Genomic DNA, 12,915 nt, shown 5'->3' with positions numbered 1-12,915 from the left:
GCGACAGAAATGGCTGCGCAGCCGGCTTGCCGCCCGTCATGGCGTGAAGCCGGTACGCCGTACCCGCCAGAGACGCCATCGGAAGGAGTGAGCATGTCTGAACAGCAAATAGACTGGGATCTGGCCCTGATCCAGAAATATAACTATTCCGGGCCACGATATACCTCGTACCCAACCGCGCTGGAGTTTTCTGAAGACTTCGAGGACGCCGCATTCTTGCAGGCTGTGGCGCGTTATCCTGAACGTCCGCTCTCGCTGTATGTGCATATCCCGTTTTGTCACAAGTTGTGTTATTTCTGCGGCTGCAACAAGATTGTCACCCGCCAACAGCATAAAGCTGACCAGTATCTTGACGCGCTTGAGCAGGAAATTCGTCATCGCGCGCCGCTGTTTGCAGACCGTCATGTCAGCCAGCTTCACTGGGGCGGCGGTACGCCTACTTACCTGAATAAAGCGCAAATCAGCCGCTTAATGACGCTGTTGCGTGAAAATTTCCACTTTAATACCGACGCGGAAATCTCGATCGAAGTCGATCCCCGTGAAATTGAGCTGGATGTGCTCGATCATTTACGTGCGGAAGGTTTTAACCGCCTGAGTATGGGGGTGCAGGACTTTAATAAAGAGGTGCAGCGCCTGGTTAACCGCGAGCAGGATGAAGAATTCATCTTTGCGCTGCTTAATCACGCCCGCGATATCGGCTTTACCTCGACCAATATCGATTTGATCTACGGTCTACCGAAACAGACGCCGGAAAGCTTCGCTTTCACGCTGAAGCGTGTGACGGAACTGAACCCCGATCGTTTGAGCGTCTTTAACTATGCGCATCTGCCAACGCTTTTTGCCGCCCAGCGTAAAATTAAAGATGCCGATTTACCCAGCGCGCAGCAGAAACTGGATATTTTGCAGGAGACGATCGTATCGCTTACTCAGGCTGGTTATCAGTTTATCGGGATGGACCATTTTGCCCGTCCGGACGACGAACTGGCCGTCGCGCAGCGCGAAGGCGTGCTGCACCGTAATTTTCAGGGCTATACGACCCAGGGCGATACCGATCTGCTGGGGATGGGGGTTTCTGCTATCAGCATGATTGGCGATGGCTACATGCAGAACCAGAAAGAGCTGAAGCGTTATTACCAGCAAGTGGATGAGCGGGGCAATGCGCTATGGCGTGGCATTACGCTGACCCGTGATGATTGCATTCGTCGCGATGTTATCAAAGCGCTGATTTGTAACTTCCGCCTGGATTTTAACGCTGTCGAACAGCAGTGGGGTTTGCATTTCGCTGAGTATTTTGCCGAAGATTTGCAGTTACTGTCGCCGCTGGCGAAAGATGGGCTGGTGGATATTAGCGAGAAGGGAATTCAGGTGACGGCGAAAGGTCGTTTGCTGATCCGCAATATCTGCATGTGCTTTGACGCGTATCTGCGCCAGAAAGCGCGGATGCAGCAGTTCTCGCGCGTCATTTAGCCGGGTTGCCCGGTGGCGCTGCGCTTACCGGGCCTACACGTTGCGACAACCTGTAGGCCGGATAAGCATTAGCGCCATCCGGCACATTGTCAGCTGAACAGTCCCACCAGCGCGGCACACAACACGGCGGCTAGCGCAGTTTGTGGCGTGTGGCTGTCGACCGCTCCACTCGATACCAGATTAATAATAGATTCTAACATAATGAATCCCCCCGTTTGCCGGGCATGATCATACTGAACTCATCGGAACAGTAAAGCGCAAAATAGCAGCGTTTTGCGCTCAATTATTAATCTTTACACTCGCGGGTAATGTTTACTCCATTCCCAGCTCTTTCAACTTCCGCGTTAGGGTGTTTCGCCCCCAACCGAGCAGCCTGGCGGCTTCCTGTTTATGACCCTGCGTATGGCGTAACGCCGTGGTCAGTAGCGTTCTTTCCAGTTCTGGCTGCGCTTCAGAAAGCAGGTTTTGATGACCGGATCGCAAGGCGCGGTCCGCCCATTGCGCCAGTAATGTAGCCCAGCTATCCGGCGGCAGGTGGGACGGGCTATCCGGCGCCGAGGCTTCAAACAGTTCGCCCGGTAAATCCTGGATCAATACCTCCTGTCCGGCGGCCATGACGGTGAGCCAGCGGCAGGTATTTTCTAACTGACGCACGTTACCAGGCCATGCCAGGCGCGTTAACGCCGTTTCGGTTTCCGGATGTAATAATTTGGCTTCCACGCCTAATTCACGGGCGGCGACCTGCAAAAAATGGCGCGCCAGGCGCGGAATATCCTCACGGCGCTCGCGCAACGGCGGAAGATGGATACGAATCACGTTCAGGCGGTGGAACAGGTCTTCGCGGAATTTCCCTTCCTGAACGCGTCGTTCGAGGTTCTGGTGGGTGGCGGCGATAATGCGCACATCCACTTTTACCGGCGCGTACCCGCCCACGCGGTAGAACTGTCCGTCAGCCAGCACGCGTAACAGACGAGTCTGGACATCCAGCGGCATATCGCCAATTTCGTCCAGAAACAGCGTGCCGCCGTCAGCCTGCTCGAAACGGCCCTGCCGGATGGTATTCGCCCCGGTAAAAGCGCCTTTCTCATGGCCAAACAGTTCGGATTCAATCAAATCTTTCGGGATGGCCGCCATATTGAGCGCGATAAACGGCGCTTTGGCGCGTGGGCTATGGCGATGTAGCGCATGGGCGACCAGTTCTTTACCGGTTCCTGATTCGCCGTTAATCAGCACGCTAATCGAAGAACGCGACAGCCGACCAATAATGCGAAACACATCCTGCATGGCGGGCGCTTCGCCTATCATGTCTGTTGTCGGGCCGTTAACCTCGATATTACGCGGCTGCTGCTGCTCCTGATAGTGGCTAATCGCGCGCTCGACCAGAGCGACGGCTTCATCAATATCAAACGGTTTAGGCAGATAATCAAACGCCCCCTGCTGATAGGCGCTCACGGCGGCATCTAAATCGGAATGCGCGGTCATAATGATGACCGGAAGCATCGGGTGACGCTGTTTAATCTGCTTTAATAGCGCCAGCCCGTCCATTCCCGGCATTCGGATATCCGACAGCAAGACGTCCGGCGTTTTACTGGCCAGCGCAGCCAGTACTTCATTACCATTCTCAAAAGTGGTACAGGTCAACCCTGCCCCGGCGAGAGCACGTTCAAGCACCCAACGGATGGAACTATCATCATCGACGACCCAGACTATTCCTCGTTGCATAAACACCTCTATTTCCGAATCGGCAGGTAAACCGAAAACTCGGTATGCCCCGGCCAACTGGTAAATTCAATTTTGCCGGCGTGTTGATCGATAAGATTGCGGGCGATAGATAACCCAAGCCCGGTGCCGCCTTCGCGACCGCTGACCATCGGGTAGAACAGCGTATCCTGTAAATGGGGAGGAATGCCCGGCCCATTGTCTTCAACGTCTATACGCGCCGCCAGGCGATAGCGTTCGCCATGCAGCGTTAACTGGAAGGCGGTACGGGTACGCAGCGTAATTTCGCCGCCTTCCGGCCCCAGCGCCTGCAAGGCATTGCGGACAATATTCAGCAGTACTTGCTCAATTTGTTCCGGGTCGTGCGGCAGTTCTGGCAGACTGGGGTCGTAATCGCGGATAAGCCGGACATTATCCGGCAGTTCCATCGACACCAGCGCCACCACGCGCTCCGCGACTTTATGTATGCTCTCGGTAATGTGCATTCCCGGGTGCTGCGGCCCCAGCAAACGATCGACAAGGTTGCGTAGCCTGTCGGCCTGTTCAATGATGACTTTGGTATATTCCGTTAGCGCCGGGTCGGGCAGCGCCTTGCTGAGTAGCTGCGCCGCGCCGCGCAGGCCGCCGAGCGGATTTTTGATTTCGTGTGCCAGACCGCGCACCAGATCGCGGGCGGCGATTTGCTGCGCGTGCTGCAACTGCTCCTGACTCAGACGACGCTGGTTATCCATCGGCGCCATTTCGAGCAGTATAAAATCGTCGGGCAGACGTTGGGCGGTCAAAGAGAGAATATGCGAGCGACTATCAATCACCAGCGTCACTTCGTTATCGGTAAAGCCTTGCCCTGCCGCTAAACTTTCGCGCATCAGGTCAATGTTTAACGAAAAATAGCTCAACAGTTCAGGTAACGGCGTCCCGAACAGTTTGCGTGAGCTTTGCGCGAGCAACTGCTGCGCGGCAGGGTTGGCGTAATGGATTGCCAGCGCGTCGTCGACCACCAGCACGCTGTTGATTAACGAATTGAGGATCTGCCCAGCATCGGGCTGTATGCCGCTTGCCATTCAGCAGTCTCCTGGAAAAGGTTGCACCATTTTAGTGCATTATAGCTTTTTACCACTAAAAAGCGCGTGAGATCAGATTGTTGGTGGAGAAAAAAGCCCATCCTGGGATGGGCTGAAAGTTTCCACGGCAACTCAAAAACTCCTGACGCCTTTCACGCTGCTGCTGCGTTGGCTGCCTTCGCTTACCCCAGTCTCATCGCTATCTATGCTCCTGGGGATGTGCTCAGTTGCCGCCTTGCAGCAACGCGAAATTCGTCGGATTTTTAATATACGATTAAACGCTGTAGTACAGCTCAAACTCTACCGGGTGCGGGGTCATACGCACGCGGTCATCTTCTTCGCGACGCAGCGCAATATACGCATCGATCGCTTCATCCGTGAACACGCCGCCTGCTTTCAGGAACTCGCGGTCCAGGTCCAGCGCGTTCAGCGCTTCTTCCAGAGAACCCGCTACCTGTGGGATCTCTTTCGCTTCTTCCGGCGGCAGGTCATACAGGTTTTTGTCCATGGCTTCGCCCGGGTGAATCTTATTCTTAATCCCGTCCAGACCGGCCATCAGCAGGGCGGCAAAGCACAGATATGGGTTAGCCGCCGGGTCCGGGAAGCGAACTTCGATACGGCGCGCTTTCGGAGACGCCACCACCGGAATACGGATGGAGGCGGAACGGTTACGGGCGGAGTAGGCCAGCATCACCGGCGCTTCGTAACCCGGGACCAGACGCTTGTAGGAGTTGGTGGTCGGGTTCGCCAGGGCGTTGATGGCTTTGGCGTGTTTGATGACGCCGCCGATGTAGTACAGCGCCTGCTCAGACAGACCGGCATATTTGTCGCCAGAGAACAGGTTGGTGCCGTTCTTCGCCAGCGACATGTGGCAGTGCATACCGGAACCGTTATCGCCGAACATCGGTTTTGGCATAAAGGTCGCGGTCTTACCGAAGCGGTGAGCCACGTTATGTACGACATATTTGTAAATCTGAATTTCGTCGGCTTTTTTGGTCATGGTGTTAAAGCGGGTCGCCACTTCGTTCTGACCTGCGGTCGCTACTTCGTGGTGGTGCGCTTCAACGACCAGGCCCATCTGCTCCATGACCAGACACATTTCAGAACGGATATCCTGCGCGGAGTCAACTGGCGGAACCGGGAAATAACCGCCTTTCACGCCCGGACGATGGCCTTTGTTGCCGCCTTCGTACTTGGTAGAGGAGTTCCAGGCGCCTTCAATATCGTCAATCGCCACATGTGAGCCGGAGATAGATGCGCCGAAGCGGATGTCGTCGAACAGGAAGAATTCAGGTTCCGGCCCAAACAGGACGGTATCGGCGATACCGGTCGCGCGCAGGTAGTCTTCCGCACGTTTTGCGATGGAACGTGGGTCACGGTCATAACCTTGCAGAGTGCCAGGCTCCAGGATGTCGCAACGGATAATCAGGGTAGAGTCCGCGAAGAACGGGTCGATAACCGCAGTGGACGCATCGGGCATCAGCACCATGTCGGATTCGTTAATGCCTTTCCAGCCGCCGATAGAGGAGCCGTCAAACATTTTGCCTTCTTCAAAGAATTCGGCATTTACCTGATGAGCAGGAATCGTGACGTGCTGTTCTTTGCCTTTGGTATCGGTGAAGCGCAGATCGACAAACTTCACTTCGTGCTCGTTCAGCATCGTCAAAACGTGTTCAGCGGACATACTTGTACTCTCCCGGATTGGTCATGGTCGGTCGTCGTGGTAACGAGATCTTCAATTCTGCTGGCCGTGTCGCCGTAAAAATATAAAGCGAAATCTGTGCCAACTTTCACATTGCCCCTAAAAGGCGTTATCATGCGCACCATCGTGCAAAAGGGCTGCACCACGGTGACTATGTTGCACCAAAATAGTGCTTTAATGTGAACATTAAGCACCACATTGGTGCAATAGAACGCAAGCCACCCTTTTAACGCTCCGTGAAAGCGATCACAAAGAGACTCTGCAATACTTGTTTGCGGAGGATGTTTGTGATCCTGTTTTGTAGTGCGATTAATCCGTGTACAATAACGCGCTATTTCTAATGCCTGAGGCAAAGTTGTGATCGAAAATTTGCGTAACATCGCCATCATCGCGCACGTTGACCATGGTAAAACTACCTTGGTTGATAAGCTGCTCCAGCAATCCGGTACGTTCGACGCGCGTGCCGAAACTCAAGAGCGAGTGATGGACTCCAACGATTTGGAGAAAGAGCGTGGTATTACTATCCTCGCTAAAAACACCGCTATTAAATGGAATGATTACCGTATCAACATCGTTGATACTCCCGGGCACGCTGACTTCGGTGGTGAAGTAGAGCGCGTCATGTCCATGGTTGACTCTGTGCTGCTGGTGGTTGACGCATTTGACGGCCCGATGCCGCAAACGCGCTTCGTGACCAAAAAAGCCTTTGCTCATGGCCTGAAACCTATTGTGGTTATCAACAAGGTTGACCGTCCTGGCGCGCGCCCTGACTGGGTTGTTGACCAGGTATTCGACCTGTTTGTTAACCTCGACGCGACCGACGAACAGCTGGACTTCCCGATCATCTACGCTTCGGCGCTGAACGGTATCGCGGGTCTGGACCACGAAGATATGGCGGAAGACATGACCCCGCTGTATCAGGCGATCGTTGATCATGTTCCGGCGCCGGACGTTGACCTCGATGGTCCGTTGCAGATGCAGATCTCCCAGCTGGACTACAACAACTATGTTGGCGTTATCGGCATTGGCCGTATCAAACGCGGCAAAGTGAAGCCGAACCAGCAGGTCACTATCATCGATAGTGAAGGGAAAACCCGTAACGCGAAAGTAGGTAAAGTGCTGACGCATCTGGGTCTGGAGCGTATCGACAGCGATATCGCCGAAGCGGGCGATATCATTGCGATCACCGGTCTGGGCGAGCTGAACATTTCCGACACCATCTGCGACCCGCAGAACGTTGAAGCGCTGCCGGCGCTGTCCGTTGATGAGCCAACCGTGTCTATGTTCTTCTGCGTTAACACCTCGCCGTTCTGCGGTAAAGAAGGTAAGTTTGTGACTTCTCGTCAAATTCTTGACCGTCTGAACAAAGAGCTGGTGCATAACGTGGCGCTGCGCGTTGAAGAAACCGAAGATGCGGATGCGTTCCGTGTATCCGGTCGTGGCGAACTGCACCTGTCCGTGCTGATTGAAAATATGCGTCGTGAAGGTTTCGAACTGGCGGTTTCCCGTCCGAAAGTTATCTTCCGTGAAATCGACGGTCGTAAACAAGAGCCGTACGAAAACGTGACGCTGGACGTCGAAGAGCAGCACCAGGGGTCTGTCATGCAGGCGCTGGGCGAGCGTAAAGGCGACCTGAAAAACATGAATCCGGACGGTAAAGGCCGCGTACGTCTCGACTACGTGATCCCAAGCCGTGGGCTGATTGGTTTCCGTTCAGAATTTATGACCATGACTTCCGGTACGGGTCTGCTGTACTCCACCTTCAGCCATTACGACGATATTCGTCCGGGTGAAGTGGGCCAGCGTCAGAACGGCGTACTGATCTCCAACGGTCAGGGTAAAGCGGTGGCGTTTGCGCTGTTCGGTTTGCAGGATCGCGGTAAGCTGTTCCTGGGTCACGGCGCGGAAGTTTACGAAGGCCAGATTATTGGTATTCACAGTCGCTCCAACGACCTGACGGTAAACTGCCTGACCGGTAAGAAACTGACCAACATGCGTGCGTCCGGTACGGATGAAGCGGTGATTCTGGTTCCGCCAATTAAAATGAGCCTTGAGCAAGCGCTGGAGTTCATTGATGACGACGAACTGGTAGAAGTCACCCCTACCTCTATCCGTATCCGTAAACGTCACCTGACGGAAAACGATCGCCGCCGTGCGAACCGTGGTCAGAAAGAAGAGTAATTAACGCTCTTACGGATAAAAACCCTGCCGAAATGAAAACTCGGCGGGGTTTTTTTATTCACATTGATAAAGGGATAAGGTTGCCAAAAAATCAGCAATCGCTGGCGTATTATGCCGACCAATGACGCTATCCGCATAAACCTTTGCCCGAGCGCTGGCATTCCCCATCGCGACGCCCAATCCGGCTAAACGTAGCATTTCCGCATCGTTATCATTATCGCCAAACGCCATCACTTCACGCATTGCGATATGCTGTTGCTGTGCATATCTGGCGAGGCTTTGTCCTTTGCTACACCCCTTCTGGAGAATATCCAGTTGATGATGCCAGGACCAGGTACAGCTTAGCTGTAATTCATGCTGTATAAACTCAGCAATATTTTGTAGTTGTTTTATGTGCCGATGAACGATGCTGATTTGCCAAATATTCTCCCTACTGCTTAGCTCATCAGCCTGAAAGATTATTTTATCATCAGCACGAATTGTCGGTTTAAGCGGATATACCCGCGCCAGTATTTTTTCCGTTTGTAAGTGCGTCAGCGGCTGCGGATGAAGGATCTGCTGTTGAGCCGGTTGATAAATATAACTTCCGTTACAACAGATCATCGGTTCGGTGAGCGCCAGCGTTTGATAATACGCATAGGCTTCACGATGAGAGCGACCGGTAACAAGCATTATTCGGCAGCCCATGTCCTGCATCTGACGGATAGCGGTTAGCGACTCTGGCAGAATTTGTTTATTACGGTTTAGCAGCGTTCCATCAAGATCAAAAGCGATTAAACGATATCGCATGAGCGCCCGATCCTAAAACAGCGTGAGGCATCCAGATGATTCAGCAATGGAATATCGAGACGGTGCTGATAAGCGAGAAAACAGTGGCATTGTTTTGCCTGGCAGGCGGGAGAATTAAGCCGTTGCTGATATAAATTACCCATTTTAATTTTGCTGATATGACAAGCAAAAAGATCGCCTTCTGCATTCATAAAAATACTTTTTCTTCCTGCGGTACAGATATCCAGCTGCGCTGGCCACTGCTGCGTTTCAATCACATACAGCGGATCGAGTTCGCCGAAGGCGATGGTTTCCTCAACGGTATGCCGGGTATTGGCACACTCGTTGGCGTTAAACCAAAAATAATTCTGGTCAGGCAACTGCTGGCGTAGCCAACGAAACTGGTCGATATCTTTCATACTGGCGACAGCCCCCGCGCACCAGGTTATTCCGGCGGCAGAGAGCGCTAAACACTGCTGGAGAAAGCGCTCAGCGGTAATTTGTGAGGGATGAAAAGAACACCATAACCGAAGCTTTGAGATATCTCCGCCGCCAGCATGAAATGACTCCAGCAATGACATTAACGAAAAAGAGGCGTTAGTTTGTATGCCGACCGCCTGAACATGAGGATAGCGGCTAATTTCTGCCAGCGCCGCCATGTAATAACGCAAGCGTAGCGCCTCGCCATAAGGCGTAATCATCACATTCAACGGCGTACCTAAAAGAGGCAAATGGTCAACCATGCGCCATAGCGCGGCTTCGTCGCGTTTTTTATCGTTGCGGGCGTGTTTATGGAACGGGCAATAGCCGCAATGATAATTACACGATTTAAGGTAGCCGCGATAAAACAGCGTGTGAATATCGCGCAGGGCGGGGATGCTCATCTCTGCCGATTCTCCCGTAGCATCACCTCAGGCGAAACGAACACAGGAGCAAGGCAATCGGATAATGCCATACCGGTCTCCGTTAGCCGGAGGCGACTGCCATTCTGATAGCAGTAACCCTGCCGTATGAAGAGTTCAAGGTCGGGGAAATCCCTTAGCGCATCGCTGGCAAAATATTGCTGATAATCGCTAAGAGAAAGTCCCTGCCAGAAAAATAGATTTTTAATGATAAAGCGGCGTTTCATTTCATCAGGGGGGAGCAGATAACCGTGATTAATGACGGTTTTATCCGCGCTGTCGATAAACGCCTGAATGATTTTTCGTGATGTTTGCAGGTTCGACGACCACGGCGAACAGTAATGCAGATTGCCAAGATAACTTCTGCCGCCCGCGCCGAGCGCCAGTGAGTTTTCAAATCCGCAGCTTTCCGCCGCGGCGAATGGCGCTGGATTAAGGACGAAACGGCGCATGGACGTTTGGGTGTAGCCCGCGTTGCGTAAAAGATCGCGGGCTACAACGTAGTAGCTATGCATATTTTCCTGGCGAGGCATATTATAAAGCGGATAAATAAACAGCTCTTCCGGTTGATAAACGAGCGCCTGATGTAACGATTCCGTCAGGCTTGCGTGAGTCTGGCCGGGAATGCCGTAAATAATATCAATATTGAGTGATGGAAAATGACCCGCCTTTAGCCACTCCAGCGCCTGGTGCGCGCTGGCGGCATTGTGGCGGCGATGCAGCGTATGTAACTCGCTATCATGAAAACTTTGTACGCCAATACTGACGCGATTAACGGAAAAGGCGTTTAATAGCGCTACTTTTTCTGCTGTGGTATCCGTAGGGGAAGTTTCAATTGTTTTATAAATATTCCAGTCAACATTGAGCACCTCAAAGACGGAAAAAAATAACTTTTCTAATTGCGCAATGTTTAATAGCAGAGGCGTGCCGCCGCCTACGGTAAAGCTTGCCCAGTGGACGGGCGCCAGCGCCATTTGTCGGCCCTGGGTAATAATCGCATCGATATAGCTATCAATGAACGTATTATCTGCGCCTGTGCAGGTAAATAAATTACAGAACCCGCAGCGACTTTGACAAAAGGGCATATGAACATACAGATGTGTGTCGTGCTCGTAAATGCGCGGTTTTACTTCGCTAAAGCTGACGTTCTCCAGCTCCCGATAAGCCGTCTTATGCGGATAACTGTACATATACTGACGATAAATATCATTGTTATTCATATTAATGATTACAGCTCAGCAAGAAATGCATATAGGGAACGGTATTAACGATCGGATGGTTAAAACTATGGAAATATTTCCCGTCTTCGCCATAGCAGGTACCGTGATCGGAGCAGACAATAACGAACGTTTCGCCGCCGGTTTGGCGGAAAATGTTCAGTAATCCGTCGATGCGGGCGTCGATATAGCGTAGCGCGGCGGCATGGGTCTCAACGGTATCGCCAAGGGCCGCGCCCTCCACGTAAAAATGGTTAGGATAATGAATCGTATCGATATTGATATACATCATGACCGGTTGGCTGCCAGCACGCTCGGCCATGATTTTCTGGATATAATGGATCTGGTTATCCATACTTTCTTTAACCGTACAGGCAAAGCGTGGATGCCAGTAACTCTCTTTAAACATCGACGGGAACACTTTTCCCATGCCGGAGCGGTTATTAAAGAAAGAGACGCCGCCAATACAGATGGTCTGGTAGCCTTTATTTTCCAGACTTTTTATCCATGTTGCGTCATCAAAGGCAAATGCATTTTTCGGCCCTTTACGACCAAGTCCGATATCTTTTGGGAAAAACAGCATGGTCTGATTAACGGTATCATCAATAGGTTTTGGCATAAAACCTGAAAACATGGCGTGATGCGAAGGCCAGGTAAAATTACCGGCCGCCTCGCATTTCGTCCATTGTCCATAATGATTAAGGTTGGGCGTATTTCCGGCGGTTTGTTCCTGAAGCGCAATATCGTAGCGTAACGAGTCCAGCACAATAAAAAGAATATGAGCGTTATTACTAATTAGCGCATTCATATCGAGTTCGCCATCGCCGGTGTCAATCGACGCGTGCAGCGAGACGGGGACTTCATCCATTGAATTATACATTTTGCTTCCTCATGGCCCGGATTTGCGCCTGATAAATTAGATTGTTCTGCTGCGCATCCTGATAAATCAAATCACCCTGGCCATTAATTTCAATAATATACGGCGTCAGGCTGGTGGTAAGTAAAACATCAATACCCGCTAAGCGAATGCCAGGGAAAAGTCGCATGGCATTTTGACAGAGCGTATCGATCTCAGTCACTTTTGCGGCAGATAACTCCAGACTTTCGAAGCAGTAAGCCTGGTTTTGCAGATGTAAGTTAGTAATGGGCTGCGAGGAGGTTCTGACCACTCGCCAGATAATTTCGCCATCCAGGCAGACGATGCGTAAATCATAGGTTTTATGCTTTACGCTGGCTTTGGGCAGCCACTGTTCGACGAGGTTTTCCTGCTGAAGAACGCCATCAATAATGAGCTGGATATCTTCTTTTTGACGATACTGTTGGATTTTTTTGCTGTTAAATAGCTGTTGTCCTGATATGGCAACTGCGCTGTAAAGCACCTGCTTTATGCCATCAGGATGGCGGCGCAAAGCGATAACGCCCGCCGCGCCAGAACCCAGCGAGGGTTTAATGAACACGCTGGCGACCCTTTTTTCCTCCATGATGGCGGTGAGATGTGCAAAACTTTTTACGTCTTCCGCTACCAACGGCGGCGTGGGGATGCCGTGTTCCAGTAAGCGCCGCTTGCAGCGTTTTTTATCCAACAGGTGAATGAGGCCCGCCGGATGGTTAAGCCATGTGACGCCAGGACGCGCCGCCATGTTCTGCAAAAAATGGATATAGTCCAGGCCGATCGCGTTTATTTTGCGGATGTCAGTTTCACTGTGTACTGGCGGGTCGATTTTAACGATGCCAGAGGTCAGCGAAGCGTCCAGCGCGTGCGGATGAGTCAGCGCCGTGACGGATTCCCCAAGTACGGCGGCAGCCTGCATAAAATAATGCGTGCGCTTGCTCTGACGGGGGCCAATGAGCGTAATCACAATAAATCCCTTTATCGGTGAGTAGGGGAATGTGCACAT

At 52.1% G+C, this 12,915-nt stretch carries 11 protein-coding genes; 2 read left to right on the top strand and 9 right to left on the bottom strand.

Going from position 1 to position 12,915, the window contains the following annotated elements; all coding sequences use genetic code 11:
• Positions 1-93: 93 nt before the first annotated feature.
• Entirely contained in the window at positions 94-1,467 is a 1,374-nt protein-coding gene (gene hemN, locus LDB27_RS21510; RefSeq protein ID WP_000003520.1) for an oxygen-independent coproporphyrinogen III oxidase, read from the top strand.
• Positions 1,468-1,556: 89 nt separating this feature from the next.
• On the opposite strand, the gene LDB27_RS21505 is transcribed toward hemN, so the two are convergent.
• The 4 genes from LDB27_RS21505 to glnA all read right to left on the bottom strand — a co-directional run bounded on the left by LDB27_RS21505 (position 1,557) and on the right by glnA (position 5,931).
• Positions 1,557-1,667: a YshB family small membrane protein gene (locus LDB27_RS21505; RefSeq protein WP_001578131.1), complete on the bottom strand. Its 111-nt coding sequence runs from the start codon at positions 1,665-1,667 to the stop codon at positions 1,557-1,559.
• Between the two features lie 112 nt (positions 1,668-1,779).
• On the bottom strand, positions 1,780-3,189 hold the full coding sequence (glnG, locus tag LDB27_RS21500; RefSeq protein ID WP_001188782.1) for a nitrogen regulation protein NR(I): 1,410 nt from the start codon (positions 3,187-3,189) through the stop codon (positions 1,780-1,782).
• An 8-nt stretch (positions 3,190-3,197) separates the two neighbouring features.
• The gene (gene glnL / locus LDB27_RS21495) at positions 3,198-4,247 is read right to left on the bottom strand and encodes a nitrogen regulation protein NR(II) (RefSeq protein ID WP_000146194.1); all 1,050 of its coding nucleotides are present in this window, start codon (positions 4,245-4,247) and stop codon (positions 3,198-3,200) included.
• A 274-nt stretch (positions 4,248-4,521) separates the two neighbouring features.
• Complete coding sequence (gene glnA, locus LDB27_RS21490; RefSeq protein WP_001271699.1) at positions 4,522-5,931, bottom strand: glutamate--ammonia ligase; 1,410 nt, start codon at positions 5,929-5,931, stop codon at positions 4,522-4,524.
• 375 nt (positions 5,932-6,306) lie between these two features.
• Between glnA and typA the strand changes: the two genes are divergently transcribed.
• Positions 6,307-8,130: a ribosome-dependent GTPase TypA gene (typA, locus tag LDB27_RS21485; RefSeq protein ID WP_000572064.1), complete on the top strand. Its 1,824-nt coding sequence runs from the start codon at positions 6,307-6,309 to the stop codon at positions 8,128-8,130.
• Positions 8,131-8,184: 54 nt separating this feature from the next.
• Here typA and LDB27_RS21480 read toward each other — a convergent pair whose 3' ends face one another.
• Genes LDB27_RS21480 through LDB27_RS21460 form a run of 5 tightly spaced genes read right to left on the bottom strand, consistent with a single transcriptional unit; the run spans position 8,185 to position 12,915 of the window.
• On the bottom strand, positions 8,185-8,919 hold the full coding sequence (locus tag LDB27_RS21480) for a Cof-type HAD-IIB family hydrolase (RefSeq protein ID WP_001270597.1): 735 nt from the start codon (positions 8,917-8,919) through the stop codon (positions 8,185-8,187).
• Positions 8,904-9,782: an STM4011 family radical SAM protein gene (locus tag LDB27_RS21475; protein ID WP_001530741.1), complete on the bottom strand. Its 879-nt coding sequence runs from the start codon at positions 9,780-9,782 to the stop codon at positions 8,904-8,906. The genes LDB27_RS21480 and LDB27_RS21475 overlap by 16 nt, the downstream gene beginning before the upstream one ends.
• Complete coding sequence (locus tag LDB27_RS21470; RefSeq protein WP_001062057.1) at positions 9,779-11,020, bottom strand: STM4012 family radical SAM protein; 1,242 nt, start codon at positions 11,018-11,020, stop codon at positions 9,779-9,781. The genes LDB27_RS21475 and LDB27_RS21470 overlap by 4 nt, the downstream gene beginning before the upstream one ends.
• A 1-nt stretch (position 11,021) precedes the next feature.
• The gene (locus LDB27_RS21465; protein ID WP_225519897.1) at positions 11,022-11,897 is read right to left on the bottom strand and encodes an STM4013/SEN3800 family hydrolase; all 876 of its coding nucleotides are present in this window, start codon (positions 11,895-11,897) and stop codon (positions 11,022-11,024) included.
• On the bottom strand, positions 11,890-12,915 hold the full coding sequence (locus LDB27_RS21460; RefSeq protein WP_077906410.1) for an STM4014 family protein: 1,026 nt from the start codon (positions 12,913-12,915) through the stop codon (positions 11,890-11,892). The genes LDB27_RS21465 and LDB27_RS21460 overlap by 8 nt, the downstream gene beginning before the upstream one ends.

Origin of the sequence: Salmonella sp. JXY0409-18 (genome assembly GCF_020268625.1) — a bacterium.
GTDB classification, from domain to species: Bacteria; Pseudomonadota; Gammaproteobacteria; order Enterobacterales; family Enterobacteriaceae; genus Salmonella; species Salmonella enterica.
This window is presented reverse-complemented; position numbering and strand designations above follow the sequence as displayed.